The 21,261-nt window shown below is 61.2% G+C and carries 17 protein-coding genes; 5 read left to right on the top strand and 12 right to left on the bottom strand.

Annotation, left to right across the window (positions count from 1 at the left end; genetic code table 11):
* Positions 1 to 71: 71 nt before the first annotated feature.
* The 3 genes from DYST_RS04755 to DYST_RS04765 form a co-directional block, all read right to left on the bottom strand.
* The gene (locus tag DYST_RS04755) at positions 72 to 923 is read right to left on the bottom strand and encodes a S1 family peptidase (RefSeq protein WP_239952073.1); all 852 of its coding nucleotides are present in this window, start codon (positions 921 to 923) and stop codon (positions 72 to 74) included.
* A gap of 368 nt (positions 924 to 1,291) precedes the next feature.
* A complete protein-coding gene (locus DYST_RS04760) occupies positions 1,292 to 1,489 on the bottom strand; it encodes a hypothetical protein (RefSeq protein ID WP_239950434.1) in 198 nt (65 codons plus the stop codon).
* Positions 1,490 to 1,582: 93 nt separating this feature from the next.
* Complete coding sequence (locus tag DYST_RS04765) at positions 1,583 to 2,812, bottom strand: MFS transporter (RefSeq protein ID WP_239950436.1); 1,230 nt, start codon at positions 2,810 to 2,812, stop codon at positions 1,583 to 1,585.
* 83 nt (positions 2,813 to 2,895) lie between these two features.
* Between DYST_RS04765 and DYST_RS04770 the strand changes: the two genes are divergently transcribed.
* Complete coding sequence (locus tag DYST_RS04770) at positions 2,896 to 3,546, top strand: TetR/AcrR family transcriptional regulator (RefSeq protein ID WP_239950437.1); 651 nt, start codon at positions 2,896 to 2,898, stop codon at positions 3,544 to 3,546.
* A gap of 605 nt (positions 3,547 to 4,151) precedes the next feature.
* Here the strand turns inward: DYST_RS04770 and DYST_RS04775 are convergent.
* The 4 genes from DYST_RS04775 to DYST_RS04790 form a co-directional block, all read right to left on the bottom strand.
* Positions 4,152 to 4,844, bottom strand: a complete 693-nt coding sequence (locus tag DYST_RS04775; protein WP_239950438.1) for a hypothetical protein — start codon at positions 4,842 to 4,844, stop codon at positions 4,152 to 4,154.
* An 83-nt stretch (positions 4,845 to 4,927) separates the two neighbouring features.
* Positions 4,928 to 5,194, bottom strand: coding sequence for a hypothetical protein (locus tag DYST_RS04780; protein WP_239950439.1), 267 nt, complete (start codon positions 5,192 to 5,194; stop codon positions 4,928 to 4,930).
* 89 nt (positions 5,195 to 5,283) lie between these two features.
* Positions 5,284 to 5,595 (bottom strand): hypothetical protein, encoded by a 312-nt coding sequence (locus DYST_RS04785; protein WP_239950440.1) that lies wholly within the window; start codon positions 5,593 to 5,595, stop codon positions 5,284 to 5,286.
* 162 nt (positions 5,596 to 5,757) lie between these two features.
* Positions 5,758 to 6,186: an HD domain-containing protein gene (locus DYST_RS04790; protein ID WP_239950441.1), complete on the bottom strand. Its 429-nt coding sequence runs from the start codon at positions 6,184 to 6,186 to the stop codon at positions 5,758 to 5,760.
* 407 nt (positions 6,187 to 6,593) lie between these two features.
* Between DYST_RS04790 and DYST_RS04795 the strand changes: the two genes are divergently transcribed.
* A complete protein-coding gene (locus tag DYST_RS04795) occupies positions 6,594 to 7,778 on the top strand; it encodes a PepSY-associated TM helix domain-containing protein (protein ID WP_239950442.1) in 1,185 nt (394 codons plus the stop codon).
* A complete protein-coding gene (locus DYST_RS04800; RefSeq protein ID WP_239950443.1) occupies positions 7,775 to 7,984 on the top strand; it encodes a hypothetical protein in 210 nt (69 codons plus the stop codon). The genes DYST_RS04795 and DYST_RS04800 overlap by 4 nt, the downstream gene beginning before the upstream one ends.
* A gap of 74 nt (positions 7,985 to 8,058) precedes the next feature.
* On the opposite strand, the gene DYST_RS04805 is transcribed toward DYST_RS04800, so the two are convergent.
* Complete coding sequence (locus tag DYST_RS04805) at positions 8,059 to 8,847, bottom strand: AraC family transcriptional regulator (protein ID WP_239950445.1); 789 nt, start codon at positions 8,845 to 8,847, stop codon at positions 8,059 to 8,061.
* Between the two features lie 136 nt (positions 8,848 to 8,983).
* Here DYST_RS04805 and DYST_RS04810 point away from each other — a divergent pair, with 136 nt between their 5' ends.
* On the top strand, positions 8,984 to 11,137 hold the full coding sequence (locus DYST_RS04810; RefSeq protein ID WP_239950447.1) for a TonB-dependent siderophore receptor: 2,154 nt from the start codon (positions 8,984 to 8,986) through the stop codon (positions 11,135 to 11,137).
* Between the two features lie 153 nt (positions 11,138 to 11,290).
* Here the strand turns inward: DYST_RS04810 and mug are convergent, their stop codons facing one another.
* Both mug and DYST_RS04820 read right to left on the bottom strand, forming a co-directional pair.
* On the bottom strand, positions 11,291 to 11,929 hold the full coding sequence (gene mug / locus DYST_RS04815) for a G/U mismatch-specific DNA glycosylase (RefSeq protein ID WP_239950449.1): 639 nt from the start codon (positions 11,927 to 11,929) through the stop codon (positions 11,291 to 11,293).
* Between the two features lie 9 nt (positions 11,930 to 11,938).
* Complete coding sequence (locus DYST_RS04820) at positions 11,939 to 13,198, bottom strand: MFS transporter (RefSeq protein ID WP_239950450.1); 1,260 nt, start codon at positions 13,196 to 13,198, stop codon at positions 11,939 to 11,941.
* A 142-nt stretch (positions 13,199 to 13,340) separates the two neighbouring features.
* Between DYST_RS04820 and DYST_RS04825 the strand changes: the two genes are divergently transcribed.
* A complete protein-coding gene (locus tag DYST_RS04825) occupies positions 13,341 to 14,264 on the top strand; it encodes a LysR family transcriptional regulator (RefSeq protein WP_239950452.1) in 924 nt (307 codons plus the stop codon).
* Between the two features lie 102 nt (positions 14,265 to 14,366).
* On the opposite strand, the gene DYST_RS04830 is transcribed toward DYST_RS04825, so the two are convergent.
* Together DYST_RS04830 and DYST_RS23955 are read right to left on the bottom strand one after the other, a co-directional pair.
* Positions 14,367 to 15,059 carry an autotransporter outer membrane beta-barrel domain-containing protein gene (locus tag DYST_RS04830; RefSeq protein ID WP_343214854.1) on the bottom strand — a complete coding sequence of 231 codons (693 nt, stop codon included), beginning with the start codon at positions 15,057 to 15,059 and terminating at the stop codon, positions 14,367 to 14,369.
* Between the two features lie 1,065 nt (positions 15,060 to 16,124).
* Entirely contained in the window at positions 16,125 to 21,197 is a 5,073-nt protein-coding gene (locus DYST_RS23955) for an ESPR domain-containing protein (RefSeq protein WP_275666928.1), read from the bottom strand.
* Positions 21,198 to 21,261 lie beyond the last annotated feature (64 nt).

Consider the following 21,261-nt stretch of genomic DNA (forward strand, 5'->3'; position numbering starts at 1 on the left):
GCCCGGACTGGACGTTTTACGTAGGTGCCTACTGGACCCTTGAAACGTCTGCTATAGATCGGAAGCGGACATTACGGATTAGCGCTTGCAGACATCGCGCCTTCTATCCACTGGATGTAGCTTGAGGCGCGAACGGCGTACACGATTTCGCCGTAGAGGCCCTCCACGAATGGGCGATCTGATGTCCACTTTTTCAAGAATGGATGGTCCGGAGGATATTTGCTCCAAGAGGCCAGCCCGACGAGTTGCGTTGAGCTCCCTTCCCCGATGAGCAACGGGCCGCCACTGTCGCCGCTCCCCGTGATGCCTTCAAGCGGAAGGGCGGACGATGGCGCGTCAAATCGATACCAAACATAGCGCGCGTCGTCACCAACAATCACGTTGAAGGCATGTCGCAGAACGGTGCGATGCGAGCTTTGAGCGTCCTGGCCTTTGGTGCCATTGCCCGTGGCGCCCTTACCCACAAGCTCCGCGGTCATCCCCACTTCTTTGTTCCCACGATAGATAGGAACAGGAGTTACATCCGTGACCGGCGACGCGAGTTCGATCAGCGCAATGTCGTCAGATGAGTCCAGAAATGCATGCACCTTGGATAAATCACCAGATGCCAGTGCCTCCTTGATCAGCTGATCGGGCATCTTCTTGTAACCGGGATGAATGATGACGCGCTTGACCTTGCGCGCTACACCGCCAATAGATACGTCATCCTCCATGTCTTGCATTTGCATTGGCGCCGTGTGAGCCGCGGTGACGACCCACTGAGGTGCAATCAGGACACCATGTCCCTCACCAGGCATGTCTACCAATGCGGGAAATGCGGAAGCCTGGACTCGATACTTGGCATCATCAACGTCTGCTCTGATGACAACGGCTCCGACAGCGGTCGATACAGCTAACAGGCAAAAGGCGAGACTCCATTTCATTTGCTCATCCTTATCGTTCTCCAGAATCACCGGATCGCAGTCCTAGTGACTGAGCAAACGATATGCCATCTCTAGATCGAGAGGAGCGATCATCCGAATCATAGAGTTACGGCAACGTCCCATCGTGTGTCGCAGCGTCCGCGGACACTCCTGCGGACACCACCCGGACAGTCGACGAAGGTAGACCGCCGAGCGTTCGCCTCATCGTTGATCACACAGTTCGTCACTCATTGATTGGCGCAAATGGTTGCCCGCGCGATGTCCGCTGTGGGTCGGAAGCGGATATGTTAAACAATCACAAGATTCGGGTTGTCGTTCAAAGTCCACTGAAAACGAACCGTAAAATCGTCGACGCACTGCTGGCAGACTCAGTAACGCCCATCTGCTGTACACCAGCCTACCCGTAGTTCGCCCGGGAGGCCGAGCTTCGAGAACTTGGCCCAGCAGAGAGCGCAATGGTCATGATCGTCTTCGGCGTACGCCGGTGCCCATTCGCGACATGTGAGCGTGACGCCAATCAGGTGATCCGCCTGATCGGTCAACCAGCCGTCGTCCTTCTCGGCCATGTTTCTCCCTTTGAAATCTGTCCGCTTCGGGTCGAAAGCGGACCTTGCGAAGCATCAACAAGGACATCTCCAGCCCCTGATTAATCTGGGTGATCAAGTGATGTTCCTTATCGAAGTACCTCTTGCGGCGACTGCGCTAATGCAGATCAGAATGCCACCTGCCAGAAGGAACAACGCTGAGACATTCACCAACAACGCGAGGCCTGCCAGACCCATCGAAAGCGGCGCTATGCCTAGCGAACCCAGAATAAGCACACTGGATACGCGGCCGCGCACTACAGGGTCGATACGCTGCATCACCCAGGCGCCAATATGCACGTTGACGAATCCCGCCACGCATCCGATCAACGCCAGCACGCACGCCAGCCAGTAAACCCCCGTGTGCTGCAGACCGATACCGACGAGGCATACGCCCAATGCTGCACTACCTCCGAGTATCAGCAAACCTCGCCGTTGAACTTTCCACACGCTAGCCAGCACGGCGCCGGCAAGGGCACCCGCTGCGGCCGCCGATAGCAGCACGCCATAGGTACTCGCCGAGCCAAGCTCGGTTTTCACCAGGTCCGCAATACCTACTGACAAAGGCCCGGTCACGCACAGGTTCACCACCATCGCCAGCAGCATCATGGCGCATAGCGGCGCATCAGCAAGCACATAGGAGATGCCTTGCTTCATGGCCTCGATCGGATGAGTAGAGGACGCCACTCGTTGGGGGTCTGGCAATCGCATCAAAGCGATGATCACGACAATGAAGCTCACTGCATCGATGTAGAACGCCGAGGCAACGCCCAGCTTCGCAATCACCAAACCCGCAGCGATAGGCCCAAGGATGGATGTGAGTTGCCCGGCAACCTGGCTCAGACCCGTGCCGGCCACCAGTTGGTTGCCCCGCAATAGCCAGGGCAGGTAGGCCGATTGCGCCGGCATGGCGAAGGCGTCGGCGATGCCAAACGCCACTACCAGCAGGTATAGCTGTGCCAGATGAAGGTGACCTTGCGCTGCAAGTACACCGCTCAGCGTCACACAAAGCGCGCGAATGACGGCGGTCGTCAGCATGATCCATCGCGCGGAAAGCCGGTCGGCAATCACTCCGCCGACTAACAGCAGCGCGGCACGGGGAATCGCGCCAGCCATCATCAAGCTGCCCAGCGTGGTCGCCGAACCCAGTTTATCCAGCACCAGCCAAGGCAAGGCGACGAGGTAGAACTGATCCCCCAACAGCGAAATGGTGCTGCCTGTTAGCCAACGGCGAAAGGCGGCGTTCCGCAGCGGATGCTCACTATTCGCCGGAATCCCAGCGGCTTCGGCGTGCTCAAGGTCCATGGCCCACCCCTCAATCGATGTAAATGCAAATTTACATTTACATTCTTAGCCTGTCTACTACCCCGGTCGACCAGGAATGACCGATGACCAAAACACCCCTCGCCCCCCGCCAGGCACGCAGTCGTGAATCCGAAACGAAGCTGATCAAAGCGACCGTGGAGGTGCTGGGGCAGTACGGTCTGGAGGGCGCAACCGTTCCGCGCGTCGCCGAATATGCGGGCCTTACGCCCGGAGCAATCTACCGCCGCTTCCCCGACAAGAACGCGCTGCTAGAGCGATGCATCATTCGTATTCTTGAAGACCAACTGGTACACCTGAAAAAGGTGTTCACCATGGAAGTTGCACAGCAAAGCAGCCTCCGAGCACTGGTTGAGGGCATCACGCGCACCATGCTCGCAAGCTATCGAAAGAACGCCAGACTGATCCGGGCACTGCGGCAGTTCGTGCAGGCCACCGATCATCTAGCGTTCAAACGCCAGGCGATGCAGCTGGAAAACGACACCATGGACTACTTTTCGGATGTGCTGATGGTCCATCAGAAGCACATGAGCCACCCGCACCCCAAGTCGGCGTTAACCATGGCCTTCCTTATGGTCTCGGCGACGCTTGTAGAGCTCCTGGTAGCCGGCGATAACGCAGAAAAATTGCAGTCGATGGTCCCTACCGACGATCAATTTCTGGAGCGCGAACTAGCCCGGATGTTTCTCAGCTACATCGGGGCGGTCGACTCTTAGGTCTGCTTCGGGTCGGAAGCGGACTCAATGTGACCACATTGAGACGGGACCAGGCTTAAGGACCTTTCCGTCCATGAGTACCCAGCAATCCATCGTTGGCCAGGCACCCGTTGCTGGGCCTGCCGGGGTGAGCCCGTACGTGATGACCCATGCCCAACTATTTAGGACCTTTCGCAGACTGACTTCAGTTAGTGCCCAATATTCCTTACCCGTATTACCCAGAACACCCAGGTCAACTTGGCCCGGAGGGATCTTGGCAATGCATTCCCGGCTCTTAGCAATGGCCTCGGAGGCCGACAGCGGAGGATTTGGCTGCGTTGCCTGATTCCATTTCGGAGCCAGATCGACCATTTCGGCCGTAATGGTGTACTCGTACCTGTGCCGGCTGCCGTCGAAATACGAAGGGTGAACCTCACTATCGTCACGCGCAGAGGCCGAACACGCGGCGGCCAAAAGAACGGCGGCAGAAACAAGTCTTGGCATTCCGTCTCCAGGGATCTGTCGGCGCGACTGTTGCCGGCGACGCCGACTCGCTAAGCGATAGAGAACATCCGTAATGGCCAAAATCCCCCGTATAAAGTGTCCGCTCCGGGTCGAAAGCGGACTTACGGCGAATTCGATTGCGCTGATGTCCGCGTCATATCTGTGCCGGATACGTGCACGGAGATGACGGCTGGAACTGTCGCTACCGGGGTGTCGTAATACAGGTCTACGCGCCCCTTCATTCCCTGATAGAAGACTTCGACTGGCTGCGGCTCGGAAAGGGTGCCGATCCGCTTAAGGCCTATCGCCTCCAGGTCCGCCTCGGCCTCTCTAAGGGTCAGGGTATCGGCACCACCTATGCACGTCAGGTCGAGATTCGAGGATCGGGTGCCATTGATGCGACGCTGCATCCGCTGCCAGGAATACGGATGCGGTGTGGGAGACGGGTCATGATGCAGCTCCAATCGCATCGAAAGTTGGGCGCCCCCGGTCATTGCGGGCCATCCCGGGACGGCCGAGGGAACCGAATAGGGCGCCTTCCATTCGAGACTACTGATGGTGTCGGTAGAGCTGATGGAAACGGGCGCAGGAAGCTTGATCTTCGCGATACGCTCCAGGTCCCCGGCGACGATATAGCCGTTATGAGCATCAACCAAGGGCATCAACGCCTTCCACAATCCCCTCATACACATCTGAGACGTATTCTCCGGTTTCTCGCCGACAGACGCGCTTTGCCCGATCGCATGGCGTGGCGTCAGGAAGACCAAAAGAGCAACGACGGATACGATCAGGCCAAACCTGTTGTCATTGCGCATGGGCAACCTTGTCGAATGTTCCCGGGGGCCGCTGTGGGTCGAAAGCGGACATCGTACCCGCAACAGACGCCTCCACCCCGGCCTTAGCGTCCACCCAGAATTTGGTTCTGAAACTGAGCGTACGCTTCTTCCACTTCGGGGAACTCATGAAATGCGCCGTCCGACCAAACCATGTATCCGCCGGGAATTTGCCTATCCGGCGGAACCGTCACCTGCTTACTGATGGCTTTTTTAAGAAGCGGGTTCAGTTCGCCCAGCAGAGCCCGGGCTGCTTCTACGGACGGAGAAAGATCGCCCAAAATCTTCCGTAAGCGCGACGCCTTCAAACATAGAGCTTCCTGATCGATCACTCTTTTTCCCTCTTTGACCTGGGCCCGGCAAGGTCCGCTTCGGGTCGAAAGTGGACCTCCTAATCGTACGAATTTCTTGGAGGAGAACGTTATAGGCCACCAATAAGGGCGCTAGCTATAACGCTTCCGACAAAGACGAGCACAAAGCCCGCAAATGCGAGAACGAAGCGCACGCTCACCTTCTTGAGTCTGAGCGTATCCGAGTTGAGCCCACTCTCATGGGCCTTTAGTTGCCAAAGAAACTCGGCCTTTCTTGAGAGCGCGCTGGGTGAACCTATCTTGGCGTACACGTCCGGGTAGCCTTCCCTTAGCCGAAAAATAAGCATCGTGCAGGTTATCCACGAACCTATCAGTGAAACGATCGCGCCTATCCAGAGCAAAACCAGCACAAACGTCGGCATCCACCCCTCCTACTGCACCGAATTTCTCAGCTTGCATCTGAGTATAAGCTTCGGGTGGCGGCATCAACCGGTCCATGCAACGCACTAACGACTGTGCAAGCAGCAGGAGTATTGCATCGACCGGTTGAGACCGCCGTCGAAAGCAGACCTTACGATGGCGACCTAGTCTTCTCCGCCAAGCAAAACTAACCGAACAACCTTGTACTCTTCGACCCTTGCATAGTCTCGCTCTGTCGGTTCGGCTATCCGCGATAGATCCATGTTCTCCGCGTTGTCGGCAAGCTTCACCAAGCGGGCGATGGGGTCTTGCTTTGCCCTGTGTGCGGCGTCGATCCGAGATTCGCCCTGTCGTTTCGTTAGGGCATCGACAGCGGATATGACTTCCGGCGGGAAACCTTCCGCCCTGAGAAAGTCCAGTGTCACGCTGGAGTCCTCGACAACATCGTGAAGTACCGCGGCTATCCTCTCTGTCGACGTGCTCATGCGAAGCATCACGCGAAGCGGATGCAGGATGTAAGGTTGCCCAGCTTTGTCTACTTGGCCGGCGTGGGCCTCAGCCGCTATTGCTATTGCGCGTTCAAGCGTCGCCATGTGTTCCCCGTCAAGTCAAATACGTGACCATCCCTGAAGTCCGTTTAGGATCGAAAACGGACCTGCCAACGGTACTTGGAATTGCTGAACTGTACGCCATGCTTCGGCGAGAACTCCGAGCTGTAACTGCGCGGGCCTGGACGAGAGGCAACACGAGTTGCCGGAGTATCAACTGCCTGCCCATGCTGACGGGCATGTGCCCAGCAGGGCAGCGAACACGAGGCGTTTCGCACCAGAGGGGCTTTCCAGGCCCGATCAGATCGGTCAATAATGAGAATTATTCTCAATATTGACCGAGGGACCGGCATGGCAGTGGTTGGCGACGGAGGCGCGTGGCGCAGGGCAGTTCTTTACATGGCGTGCGTCGCCCGATACGCGTTAGCGCCACTCGCCACGGCTAAATGGCCATGACGGCCGCCCGCTCACTCAAACGCTGGTACAGCGTCCACAAGTGGACCAGCCTGATCTGCACGGCATTTCTGTTGCTCGTCTGCCTGACCGGCCTGCCTCTTGTGTTTCACGAGGAGATCGACGGTTGGCTTGAGCCGCACCACTATGCGTCGCTGCCGGAAGGCACGCCCAACGCCAGCTTCGACCGCTTCGCCGAAGCCGCGCACCATCTTCATCCCAACGACGTCATCGCCTCGATGTTTGCGGATGACGACGAGCCCGCCGTTTACGTGTGGATGGTGCCGTCGTTTGATGCCATGAAGGCGAACCCGCATGTGATGTACTCCATCCGTTTCGATGCGCGTACAGCAGAGGTGCTGGAGACGTCCCAACCGGGGACCGAAAAGCCCAAGAGGTTTATGGAGATCATGCTTGCGCTTCACACCGACCTGTTTGTCGGCCTGCCCGGCGAACTGTTTCTTGGTGTGATGGCTTTGCTGTTTGTCATTGCCATCGTGTCGGGCATCGTGCTGTACGGACCGTTTATGAAGAAGCTCGATTTCGGGACGGTGCGCCGCGGACGCGCCACTCGCCTGAAGTGGCTAGATCTGCATAAACTGCTGGGTATTGTGACTATGGCCTGGGCGTTGGTGGTGGGCGCCACCGGCGTGCTGAACGAGCTGTCGACGCCGCTCTTCGGCCTGTGGCAGCAGACCGACGTCAGGCAACTGCTGGCCTCCTACGAAGGTCAGGCCACCCCACCAGGGGATGCCCTCCCCTCCGTACAGGCTGCGCTGGAAACGGCCCAACGCGCGGTGCCTGGCATGACCATCACAAGCATCGCCTATCCCGGCAACCCGTTTGGAAGTCCATACCACTATGTTTTATGGGCCAAGGGTGATCGCACGCTAACGTCGCGCCTATTCAGTCCTGTCCTTGTCAATGCGCATACGGGCGAATTGAGCGGTGTGGTGAAGATGCCGTGGTACCTGCGCGCGCTTGAAGTGTCGCGGCCCCTGCACTTCGGCGACTATGGCGGCCTGCCCCTCAAGATTCTTTGGGCGCTGCTGGATCTCATCACCATTGTCGTGCTTGGGAGCGGATTGTATTTGTGGTTCGCTCGTCGGAAGACGCATGCCGAACGCATCGCCCACTTGATCGCCGCGCACCAGTCCGGCGAAGCGAAAGGATCCGCCCCATGAAGAGCACGCCATCCTTTCGCAAAGTCTGGGGGGTGCCCCTGCTGCTGTCCGCGCTCACACTCATCGGCCTGCTCTCTGCGCTTCTTGGGGAGCATGTTGTCTGGAAGACCATGGGCTGGCTGTCGCTAACCGTGCCGGTCGCCGCAGGACTGTGGCTGGCCCGGCCCCGCAAAGAAGTACAACGCCCGGTGTCACGCACCTTTTGAAGACGTCCGGCTGACCTTGCACGGCCGCCATCACCCCGTGATGCTTCTTCCCAGCACTTTGCTTCGGGGACGATCTATGTCGCTCCCCGCATGTAGCGAAGCGGCGGCACGCCCAGTACGCGACGGAACATGGCGCTGAACGCGTTGGCATTAGTGTAGCCAAGGTGGCGGGCGACCCTGGAAACCGTTGAACCGAGCGATAGCTGACAGACAGCCTCCGACAGCATCGCCTGTTGCCGCCATTGACCAAAGGTCAATCCGGTCTCCTGCTTGAACAGCCGCGTCATTGTTCGCGTACTCGCACCCACTTGGGCGCTGATTTGCTCCAGCGTGTTTTCGCTGCCGGGGCTTTGAATCAGCAGTTCGCATACCTGTAGCAAGCGTTTGTCGCGTGGCAAAGGAAGCCGCCCATGCTCGACGGGTTGTGCCGTTTCGAGACAACGCAATGCCAAGGGGGCCATCAAGGCGGCATCGTTGTGCGCATCGTATTCAAAGGGGTCGCGCGCCATGCTCAGTAGTAGCTCGCGCAATAACGGAGTGACCACGATCAGGCTGCACTCGCGCCATAACCAGGGCGCGGCATCGGGCTCCACACGCAAGGTGCTCAGCGTGACTGAGCCGACCATATGCAATTCATGGTCGACGCCTGGCGCAATCCACAACGCGTGCAAGGGAGTGACTGCCCACGCCCCCACCGACGTCAGCACGCGCACCACCCCTTGGGTCGGGGCAACCAACTGTCCCTGCTCGTGGCTGTGCCAGATCTGGCGCTCGCCACCTTGATAGGTGTTGGCCCAGGCCATCACCGGCCACTTCTGCCGTTGGTAGTCCGCCGCGAAGCGTTGCCGCCAGAGGTTGTCCATGTGCAGCCGTTTCAAAGAAAGGATGTGAACACGCCAATGTTTGGCGAGTTGTCATCGTTATTTGGCCACACGGCTTTGGAAGCATCAAGTTAAATAAGAAAGATTCTTATTTCGCTTTCTTCCAGGGGTACCCTCCATGCCGTCTTGCTTGACGACCGGCCGCACGTTCACGACATCCGCCCTCACCCTTGCCCTGCTGGCTTGCTGGACCACTTCTGCATCGGCCCAGCAGGCCGACCCACAACAGTTGGCCACCATCCATGTCACCGGCAAGACTGACAAGGAAAAGGCCGATAAGCCGGTGACCGGCTACGTCGCCACGCGAAGCAGCGCAGGCAGCAAGACGGATACCGCACTGATCGACAACCCACAGTCGATCACGGTGATCACGCGCGAACAAATGGATGCACAAGGTGTGCAGACGCTGGACCAAGCCCTCCGCTACGTGCCGGCTGCATCCAGCCAGGACAACGACCTGCGCTTTGATCAGCTCAGCATCCGGGGCTTCGACGCGGACTCATATCTCGATGGCACGAAGTTGAACCGCACTACCTGGTTTGCCAATCCGCGCATCGATCCTTATTTCCTTGAGCGTATCGACGTGCTGCGCGGACCCGCGTCCGTGCTCTACGGACAGGCCAGCCCGGGCGGCGTCGTCGATATGGTGAGCAAGCGGCCCACCGACGACCCCTTCCATTCGGTGCTGCTCAGCATCGGCAACTACGACCGCCGGCAGTTGGGCGTGGACTTTGGCGGCCCCCTGGATGCGAGTGGCCAGTGGCTCTATCGCATCACCGGCTTGGCCCGCAATGCCAATACGCAGACCGATCACATCGGCGACGAACGGCTCGGCATCGCTCCGGCACTCACCTGGCGGCCCAGTGAAGCCACCAGCCTGACGTTGCTCAGCAACTTTCAACGTGATCCGCAGGGCGGGCTTTTCAATCCCCTACCGGCGTACGGCACGGTGCTCTACAACCCCAATGGCAAGATCAACCCCGATCACTATCTGGGCGATCCCCAGCGCGACCACTTCACGCGCACTCAGTACTCCATCGGCTATCTGTTCGAACATCGCTTCAACGACTCCGTGCAGGTACGTCAAAACCTTCGTTACCTGCACGACGATATCGACTACTACCAGACGTCGTTGTCCAGCTTGTTGAACGCCGATAATCGCACTGGCTACTACTGGGGCAACATCAACAAGGAGCACATGGGCCAGTTCACGCTGGACAACCAAGTGCAGGTCGATTTTAGTACCGGCAATCTGCAACATACGTTGCTGGCCGGCGTCGACTATCAATACCTCTACAACCATATTCATCGAGGCGGTGCGTACTTCGGCGCGAACGCGATCGACATCTACGATCCAGACTTCAGCGAGATCGCTAGCGTGCCCGTTTCGCTAAACCAGTCCACCCGCCTTACTCAACTGGGCGGCTACTTTCAGGACCAGGTACGCCTTGATCGCTGGTTGCTCACGCTGGGTGGCCGATTCGACTGGGCCCGTACCCTGGACACGCAGCAAAGCGCGACCACCGGTGCGGTGTCCTCATCCACCGATCAGCGCGACCATGCGTTCACGTGGCGAACGGCCCTGAACTACAAGTTCGACAGTGGCATCGCGCCCTACCTCAGCTACTCGACGTCGTTCCAGCCGCAGACCGGTAACAGTTGGACAGGCAGCTCATTCGCTCCCACGCTGGGTAAGCAGTACGAGCTCGGCGTGAAATACCAGCCGACCGGCATGCGTGCGTATATCACCGCTGCGGTGTACGACTTGCGGGAAACCAATGTCCTCACTGCCGATCCGCTGCACGTCAACTACCAGGTGCAGACGGGCGAAGTGCGTTCGCGCGGCATCGAGCTTGAAGGACACGCGGAGATCACAAAAAACTTCAGCGTGCTGGCGTCGTACTCGCACCTTTACCAGACCGTGCTTCGCTCCAACGATGGCGACCAGGGCAAACACCCGACCTCGCAGCCAACGCAAATGGCTTCTGCATGGGGCGACTACACCATTGACGGTGGCACATGGGACAAGCTCGGATTCGGCATGGGCGTGCGCTACGTCGGGAAGAGCTACGGAAGCGCGGACAACACGCTGACTGTGCCGCAACATACCCTTGTCGATGCTTCTGCGCACTATGCCGTTGGCCAATGGATGCTTGGCTTGAACGCCAACAATCTGTTCAACAAGACTTACGTCTCTTATTGCTCCAGCTACATGTTCTGTTACTACGGAGCCAAGCTCACAGTGATGGCAACAGCGCGCTATCAGTGGTGATCTGAGAGGATCACCACCGAAGCCTGATTCCATCTCACGTCTGAGCCGCTACACACGGAATCTTGTACCGCCCTGCGGAACGACAGGGCGGAGTTCAATATCGGCCAGTCGACGTACACGCCCCCCTACCCTGAGCATGCATGCTCGGATGCCCTACCTCCGCGCCTTAGGCGTTGGTCGATGCGGTGCCCCGCTCCCGTCGCGCGTAGCGAGCACTTCCAGATAGAGTTCGCGGTACGCCGCCGCCAGACGGTCTAGCGAGAATGACCGGTTTCTTCCGCTGGGATTGGGCAATACCCAAACCGCGGCGCCGTGCATGCGATCCCGTTGAAGCCCCCAATCGACGCTGCGCAATCGTCCCATCCCCGCATACGCAGCTTTGCCCAGGAAGGCAACAAAGCGCGGCTGATAGTGTGCAATTTTCTGCTCGAAGCCACGCGCGGCCAAGGTGAATTCCCTTGGGGAGAGCTCAGATGCGTTCGCCGTGGGCCGTTGTATGACCGAGGTTATGCCGTATCCGTACTTGAGTAAGCCATGATCATCCTGAGGCGATAACTCTTCTGGAGTGAAGCCTGCTTGATGCAGAACCTGCCAGAAGCGATTGCTCCTTCCCACGAAATGATGTCCTGTCATTGCCGCCATCAGCCCTGGGTTGATGCCGCAGAACAACACATCGAGGTTCGTGCTGATGATGTCTGGCAATGCTTGTTTCGTGGCAGGGCTCGTGCAAACGCCACGGGTTGAAACACGGCTGTCGGCATCCTCACGCGGCGCACCTGATCGGCGTTGCATGGGCTTGCCTCAAGAAGCACTTGTCGATGTCTGCACTGCTTTCACTGCCGTCGCGTCGTGCGCGCCGCTCACGCTGCGTGGTGCGGAGAGACGGTGGAAGCCGAAGGCGATGACCCCGAGCGCAATGCCAAAAGCAACCACGCCACTCCAGCCGAATCGCGTCATCAGCCAGCCGCTTGCCATGGTGCCTACCGCGCCACCGAAGAACGTGGCCGTCATATAAAGGCTGTTGATGCGACCCTGCGCTTTCGGATCGACGGCAAACGCGCGAGTCTGATTGGATACCAGTCCGGCCTGTACGCCGATGTCCAGCACAACGACACCCATCACAAGAAGCACGAGCGAGCTGTTCGCACCCGCAAGTAGCACGTAGGCCAGCGTAACGATGCCGATGCTTGCGCCCACTACGCTACGCGGCCCGCGTCGATCTGAAGCACGCCCGCCAAGCGAGGCGGCAAGTGCGCCGGCGGCGCCGATGATGCCGAACCCACCTGCCCATGCACTACCCAAATGCCACGGGCCATTCGCGAGCAGCGCGGCGAGGTTCACCCAGAAGGCGTTGAAGCAGGCCCACAGCAATGCCTGCACCATCATGGATTCACGAATCGGGCGATGATCCCGCACCAGCGGCCACAACGACGCCAACAAGCGTCCGTAAGAGAGGCTGGTGGACGGCACCCCGCGCGGCAACATCAAGGCAGCCGCGATCCACACGGGAATCATGAAGGCCGCTTCCATCCCGTACACCGCACGCCAGCCCCACGTGGCGCCGACCAGACCCGCTACCGTTCGCCCGGTGAGGATGCCCACCATGATGCCGCTGACGACAGTCCCCACCGAACGACCGCGCTCGCTAGGCTCTGACATGGTCGCGGCGAAGGGCACGAGTTGCTGCGGTACACAACTGACGATGCCAAGACCGAACGATGCCGCAATCAACGCCCAGATGCCGGGCGCCACGGCCGCCGCACCCGCCAGAACAAACGCCAGTGCGATCTGCCCCAGCACGAGCTTGCGTCGGTCAAATCGATCGCCAAGCGGTAGCAGCAAACCCAGGCCCGTCGAGAATCCGAGTAGTGCCGCGCCCGCGACCAGGTCGACGGCTGTCAGGTCCACACCCAGACCTGTCGCGATCAGCGGCAGAATGGGCTGGGTGCAATAAATATTGGTGATCACCGCGCCGGCGATGATCGCCATCATCAAGATCTTCCCGCGTGACACGGTCGCTGGCGGGGACGGGCTTTCAGATGTGCTCGCTAGGTCGCTCATGGCGCTCTCCTGTCGGTGGGGTCTTCCCGCCACTGGAGCGACTAGCCGCAGCGCGGGAACTACAGGCCAACGGTAACTGCCCACACCCAGCAAGATAATCTGCCAAAATTAAGAATGATCCTTCCAGAAAGTGAGAGGGCGCGTGAACCTTCTTGAGTCCATGTCCATCCTTGTCACCGTGGTCGACTCAGGCAGCCTGTCGGCCGCCGCGCGGCGCCTGGACCTGCCGCTGGCAACGGTCAGCCGAAAGGTGGGCCAACTGGAATCGCATCTGAAAATTCGCCTGCTCCACCGCACAACACGTCAACTCTCGTTGACTGAAGCGGGAGCGTCCTACGTGGCTGCTTGTCGGCGCATCCTCGAGGAGATCGGCGAGGCCGAGCGCGCGGCGACGGGAGAGTACGCGTCGCCAAAGGGCGAGCTGGTGGTCACGGCTCCCATTGTTTTCGGGCGCCTGCACCTTGTGCCTGTTGTGGCCGACTTTCTCTCGCACTATCCGCAGATCGACATCCGCCTGATCTTGACGGATCGTGTCATGCATCTGATGGAGGAGAACATCGACGTCGCGGTGCGCATCGGCGACATGCCCGATAGCACGCTGATGGCAACCGGTGTCGGCTCGGTTCGCCGGGTGATCTGTGGGAGCCCTGCCTATTTGGCGGCCCATGGCGTACCGACTCGTCCGCACGACCTCGCCGGACACCAGTGCATCAGTTTCGAGGTGCTCGAATCCAAACGCGCGTGGACATTCCATTCGGACAAGGCGGAGTTGTCGGTGCCGGTGCATTCACGACTTGCCGTGAACACGGCAGAGGCCGCCATCGCCGCCGCGATCCTTGGTGTCGGCTTGATACGCGTGCTGTCCTACCAGGTAGCCGACGCCGTACGTGACAACGCGCTTTCTGTGGTGCTCGACTCCTTCGAGTCGGCGCCCCAACCGATCCATCTGGTACACCGAGGGCAAGTGCCGCTGCCACTAAAGCTGCGCGCTTTTTTCGACTTCGTAACCCCACGCCTGCGCGCACGCACCTTGCACCAACAAGTGGAACTTCCCGCTACCTCATAAAACGTCGCATGCTGCGGCCCTATCTGCCACCTGCTGTGAAGCGCGGAATCGCCCTGGCAAAGTCCGCGACACATCCTTGTGCCGCGGCTGCGGGGAAACGGCTTAGAACGCCTTGGTAAAGCCCACGCTCAACGCGTTGTCGCTGAGGTGGCTGGCGAACTGGCCCTGGTAATCCAGATACAGGCTCCACGATGCGCCAGCCTTGGCGCTGATGCGTGCGCCCACGGTTGCTGCACCACGGCCCAGGGAATCACCCGGCACCGCGAACACGGTGCCATCCTGCGTGGTTTCCCGCACCACCGGGGTGTTGCCGTTGCGCGTGTCGTAGCGATAGCCCACGTCGAACTGCGGTACGTAGCTGACGCCTTGCGCCACGAACGCCGTGGCGAACGACACCTTTGCGTAGGGCTGCATGGTGTTGTAGGTGGTGTGCGCACCATTCACCCCAAACGCGGAGGCCAGCGGACTGGTGCTCGTCACGGTTTCGCTAAACGCGTCCAGTGTCTGGTGCTGATACAGCGCGCCCACGGCCGGCGTGATCTGCCACTGTGCCGCCGCCAGCGGCCATGCAGCCTGCACCGCAGCCGAGGTGATGTCGCCATCGGGCGAGGCCACGCCGTGGCCCAAGCCGGTCTGGCGATTCACGCGGTAGCTGTCACGCGCTGCGTCGAGCGTGCCCGACAACACCACCGGCCCGACGCTGCCGAACGCGTACAAGCCACCGTGCACGCTGTCGACGGAGCCGTTGCCGCCGTTGCGGTCATTGCCGTTGATGCGATTAAAGCCTGCTTCCACACCGATGTGCGCGACGTCCGCTACCGCATGATCCCAGCCCCCCCCTGCAAACCAAATACGGTGCTGTTCAAACCGTTGTTGCCGGTAAGCGAATCGCTGCTGCCGCTGTACTGCACCCACAAACCGCTGTTGCATGCGGAGGTAACGGTATTGCTGTGCGCGGCATTCGCGGAGCCGCATGCCACTTCGGTGGAGCGCAGCGTCGCGTCGAGCACACTCGTCAGCGATTGCTGACCCACCAGGTTGACGCTGCGCATCAGGTTGGCATACAGACCGCCGTCAGCCGGTGCGATCACCTTGACCGTTGTCGCCGGAGGCGTGGTGGTCGGAGGCGTCGTTGCATCGCCTGCCAACGTCAAATCCACCTGCGTCGCGCTGTAGCTCACCTTGGGATCAAGCGCTGTCGGCACCGAACCGGTGGCGTTGACCGAAGCAAATTGCCCGCTCACTGCCTTGGCCTGCACCAGCGCGTACGTCGTGCTGTTGTAGGTGCCCGGCGCGTAGATCAGGTTCAACGTACCGGCGAGGCTGGCGTTGCCGTTCACCAGCAACTGCGAAGCCGCCGTCGGGGTTACATCGATCTGCAATGCGCCGTCGCTGTTCTGCGTGTAGTTGCCATTGATGGTGAGCACACCAACGGAGCCGCCCGGCCACACGATGCCATCGTTGATCACATTGCCGTCAATCGTGCCGTGGCCGCGCAGGGTGCCGCCGCTTTCCACGTTCACTTGCGTGGTGGTGAGTTTGGCGGTGCTGCCGGAATTGGCGTCGCCAACTTCCAGCGTGCCCTTGGTGAGCGTGGTGGCGCCGGCGATGGTGTCGACACCATTCAAGATCTGCGTGTCGCCACCCTGCACGGCGAGCGTGCTGGCGATGACCGTGCCGGTAAAGGTGCTGCTACCGCCCGTGCTCAGCGTCAACGCATGGCTGCCGGTGGTGACGGTGCCAGTGCCGGTCAAGGACCCCAGCACCACGTTGCTGGTGATCGCCGAGAGATCCAGCGTGCCCTGCTGCACGTTCCAGGCAAGACCGCTCACCAACGTACCGGTGAGAGACCAGGTGCTGCTACCGGTTTTCTCGTAGGTGTTGAAGCCGTAGTACTGGCTGGTGCTGCCGTTGTAGCCAGTCGGTGCACTGGCAACGATCTGCGACGCGTTGAACGTGGCATTCGTGTTGCCGCCGAAAGCAAGCGTATCGCCACCCTTTGTGCTGCCGCTGGTGGAAATCACATTGCCGATAAAGCTGTAGCCGCTTTCCAGCACCAACGTGTTGCCGCCGCCAGAGAAGTTCACCGCATCGGCCTGCGCGCCCTTGCCGCCGTTGGCAACACCACCTTCGATGATGCCGGCGTTGATCACCGTGCTGCCGCCGGTGGAGACCACGCCCACACCACCCAGGCCCGCGATGCCGCTGGCGCCATTGGCACCTGTTGTGCCGGCAGCACCATACGCACCGCCATAACCATTGCTGCCACTGGGGCCCGTGGCGCCAGGGGGGAAAGCCAAGCGCGCCACCGGGGCCGCCAGCACCACCTATACCCGCCGTACCGCCGGTACCGGCTCCGCCACCGGCACCGCCTTGTCCCCCCACACCGGCCCCGCCACCATCGCCACCCCAGATCTTGCCTGTATTGGTAAGGGTGAAGTTGCTGCCGGCGACGCCGACACCACCGGTGCCGCCGTTGCCACCATTGCCGCCATTGCCACCGACGCCGCCGTTACCGCCGACGCCGCCATCGCCACCATTGCCACCCGCGCCACCGTTACCGCCTGGCGTGCCCGGGAATGGGATTCCACCTGGGCCGAGAAAGCCGGGAGTACCAACGGTGCCCATGGTGCCCGAGCCGCCTGCACCGCCACTGCCACCGAAACCACCATTGCCGCCGCTGCCACCGTTACCGCCATCGCCGCCATAGCCGCCGATCCGGCCGGAGATGCTGCCGGTGTTGACCAGGGCGAAGTTGCTGCCGCTGACGCCGGCACCGCCCGTGGCGCCATTGCCGCCGTTTCCGCCATTGGCGCCAGCCGTGCCATTGCCGCCGATGCCACCATTGCCGCCGGCGCTTCCGCTAAAGAGTCCGCCCGGCACGCCAGCTGCGCCGGTGCTGCCGACGTTGCCAGCCGCTCCGTTGGTGCCGGTGTCGCCGCCGCCACCCGCGCCACCAAAGATGCCGCCCGCATTGGTAATGGTGGACTGAGTGCTGCTGGCTTCCACCATGACACCTGCGCCGCCAACGCCTGCGTCACCGTAGGCGTTGTTGCCTCCACCAATACTGCCGTCGATACCGCCAGTACTGGCATTGGTCAAACTGAAGGCGCTGCCGTCGACACCGGCACCGCCGACACCGCCCGCGCCGCTCACACCACCGGTGCCTTGCGTATAGCCGCCGCTGCCGCCTATCAGATTGCCGGCGTTGTTCACGGTGAAGCCACTGCCTTGCACGCCGGCACCGCCCGCACCACCGCTCGCGGCGCCGATACCCTGGCCATAGGTGTAACCGCCACCGCCACCGGTAACGCGCGCCCGCACGGCATTAGTCACGGTGAAGCCAGTGCCGCTAATGCCCGCGCCACCCGCAGCACCGCTGGTGTTCAGGCTGCTGCCACCATTACCTCCCTCGATGCGGTTGGCATTGGTCACAGTAAACCCGGCGCCGGTCACGCCCGCGCCACCCGCGCCCGCACTGCCCGTGCTACTGGAGGAGTAACCGCCCCCACCACCTTCGACCAGGCCGCTGTTGTTCAGCGTGTTGCCCATGCTGCTGGCCCCGAAATGGACGCCTGCACTACCGGCGCCGTTCGATACGGCATTACCACCCTGAAGTGAACCGGCGGTGGCGACAGTGGCGGTAAAGCCTGCGCCTGAAACGCCCGCGTTGCCGTTGCTGCCGAACAACCAGCCGTTGTTGACCACTAGGTTGGTGCCGGCAGCCATGGCGATGGAGAGGTTGGCCAGCTGGCCTTGGTACTGGGCGTTACCGATCTGCAAAGTACCGCCCTGCACGGTGATGACACCCTGCAGCGGTTCGTAATTGGCGAGCACCAAGGTGCCCGCGTCGGTCTTGGTGAAGCCGTCGTTGCCGCTGAGCTGGGTCTGTACGACGGCGGTCATGCCCGCACTGGCGCTGCTGCCGTTACCCACGCGGATGATCGGGGCGACGCTGGTGCCGTTGCTGGTCGTGGGATCCAGCTGGATCGCGCCACCGGACAGTGTGTAGCCGTCCACGGCGAACTGCATGCCGGTGGCATTCACGCTGAGGGTGTTGACGCTTACCGTGCCCGCCGTGCCGCCGAAAACAGCGAAGCTGTCTTGTGTCCACGGGCCGTTGGGTATGGCGGCGGTGGCGTTCGTCCAATTACCCGTGTTGGCGCCGGAGATGCCCCACGTACCGCTGCCGCCACCCATTTGCGTGGCGTTCGCCTGACCATTGGCGTTCCAGTAGTTGAGCGTGTAGCCGGTGGTGTCGATCAGGTTGACCTGGTTCTGCCCGGTAAGCACTTGCAAGGCCAGACTTTGCCCCACCGGCGTGTTGCCCAGCGTGAGGCCGGAGCCACTTTGCGAGAGGCCGCCCGTGTACGTGAATACGTTATAGATGCCCGGCCCCATGTTGCCGGCATTGATCACATTGAGCGTGGCGCCCGCCAGGGTGAGGCCACCGTTTACCTGGATGCTGTCACCGATGCCTGCGCTCTGGAAGCTGCTGCCCGGTGCGCCAAATGCAAGATTGAAGGCGCTGCCTGCGTTGGCGACGAGGGAGCCGTTGACGGTGAACCTGCTCAGCGAGGTATCGCCAGCGATGCCTGCGCCGCCCAGGGTCAGGTAGCTGCCGCCTTCCAGCGTCACGCTACCGACGCCGCCATGACCACCCAGCGTGCCGCCGCTATTCACTAGCACGGTGCCGGCCAACGTGGCGCCGGTGTGCGAGGCATCACCCACCTGCAAGGTAGCGCCGGTCCCCACGCCGGTCGGGCCGGTATAGGTATTGACGCCATTGAGGGTTTCCATGCCGCCAGCAAGGGAAAGGTAGCCGTTCGTGCCGCTGATGACGCCGTTGAACAAACCATTGACCGGGTGGAGCGTGAGTCCATAACTGCCCAGGCTCACGGTGCCGGCACCGTCGAGTGATCCGATCGAGGTCGAATGGCCCTGGGAAATGTCGAAGGTGGCGCCATTGGCGACGTACACGCCAGACGACGCAGCGATGCTGCCGCCAGACAGCAACTGCAACGTGCCGCTATTGATGGTGGTGGCGCCGGTGTAAGTGTTGGCGCCCGCCAGCGCCACGGCGCCGCCGCCCGCGCTATCCGTCACGGTCAGGCCGCCAGTGCCGCCGATCGCTTGCAAGATCCCCGTGTCGTTGCCGTTGGCGTCGATGGTGCCGCCGCCGGCATCGAGCGTGATCGCACGCGTGCTGGCGAGATTGAAGCTGCTGCCCAATTGCAGCGTGCCACCGTTGAACGCAAGACTACCGTTGGGATTACCGAGGGCGGCATCTGAGGACACCGATAACGTGCCACCGTTGATCGCGGTGCCGCCGGTGTACGCGTTGGCGCCCGCCAGCGTCAGCTTACCGCCGCCCGTGTTGTCTGCCACGGTCAGGCCGCCCACGCCAGCAATCGACTGAGAAATCGTGGTGGCGTTGCCGTTGGTGTCGATGGTGCCGCCACCCGCATCGAGCGTGATCACGCGCGTGCTGGCAAGGTTGAAGCTGCTGCCGAATTGCAGCGTGCCGCCATCGAACGTAAGGCTGCCGCCATGGTCACCGAGGTTGGCGTCGGAGGACACCGACAACGTGCCGCCGGAGATCGTCCAAGGTGTTACCGCGGCGGTGACATTCGTCAGGGTCCAGGTGCTGGTGCCGGTTTTTGCGTAGCTGTCGAAACCCGTGAACGGACTGCCTGCACTACCGATGCTGGACACATCGAAGCTTGCGTTGGTGCTGCCGCCCAGTGCGAGCGTGTTGCCGTTGCCGGATACGGAAACCACCGTACCGGTGAAGCTATAACCGTGGTCGAGCTCCAGCGTGTTGTTGGTGCCGGTGATATCCACGGCATCGTTCTGGTAGTTGCCCGAGGAATCCAGGCCGCCGGTACCGCCGCTGATAATGCCGCTGGTAGCCAGCGTGTTGTTGCTGCCTGAAATGCCAACGCCAACACCACCAGGCCCAACGACGGAGCCACCACCGCCCACACCGGCGGCAATGCTGCCGGTATTGCTTACCGAGTTACTGTTGCCCGTGATGCTCAAGCCGGCGCCACCTGCGCCACCGCTACCGATCTGTCCGCCAGCTTTGGCAACACCCGCATCGCCACCTTGGCCGCCAACAATGCTGCCGCTATTGGACAGCTGATTACCGGCACCACCGAGACTAAGCCCCATGCCACCGCCGCCACCGCCGCCGGTATAGGCACTGTAGGCGCCAGCGCCGCCCTTGCCACCCGTGATCGTTCCTGCGTTCGTCACCGAAGCATTGGCGATAGCAACGCTCACACCGGCGCCGCCGCCACCACCGCCGCCACCTACGACCCATGCGGCGCCGCTTCCTTGACCAGCCCCCATCGCGGGAGCATCGCCACCGGCACCGCCAATGACCATCACTCCGCTGCCAAGGGTGGTGCTACCCGTGGCGACGATGCCTGGATTGCCGCCGCCACCGCCGGTATTACCGCTGCCGCCGCCAGCGCCGCTACCGCCACCGCCATAAACCCCACCACCACCGCCATTGCCAACACGGTTGAATCCGGCACTGGCACCGAACCCACCATTGCCACCGAAAGCACCGCCCACGCCCGGGCTCGAAAAAATCGCACCCGTGCCGCTTCCGACTGCCAACGGACTTCCGCCCGCCCCGTAGCCAGCCGCCCCGGAGCCACCCGCACCGCCAATGGAACTGGTCGAACCGGTGCAGGAGCCCGTCAACGTGCCCGACGTCTGTGTGCAGGTCTGCGCCAAGGTCGGCAACGTCACCGTAGCGAGTGCGAGGCCCACCGCCGCCGCCAGCAGGCGCGACTTCAGGCCAAGCCTCGGCAACGTATCCACGCCACCGACAACCACACCACCGGGTGCGCTCGCCAGCTCGGAGACCACTTGCGGCACGCCGAGCGTGCGATTGAAAACGATGCGGTAGATGCGGTTCATGGTGTAGCCCCTGTGATATTGCGGTGTTGTTGGCGTTGGTTTTTTCGCTCGCTATGCCGGCGAG

This window comes from Dyella terrae (assembly GCF_022394535.1).
Lineage (GTDB): Bacteria > Pseudomonadota > Gammaproteobacteria > Xanthomonadales > Rhodanobacteraceae > Dyella.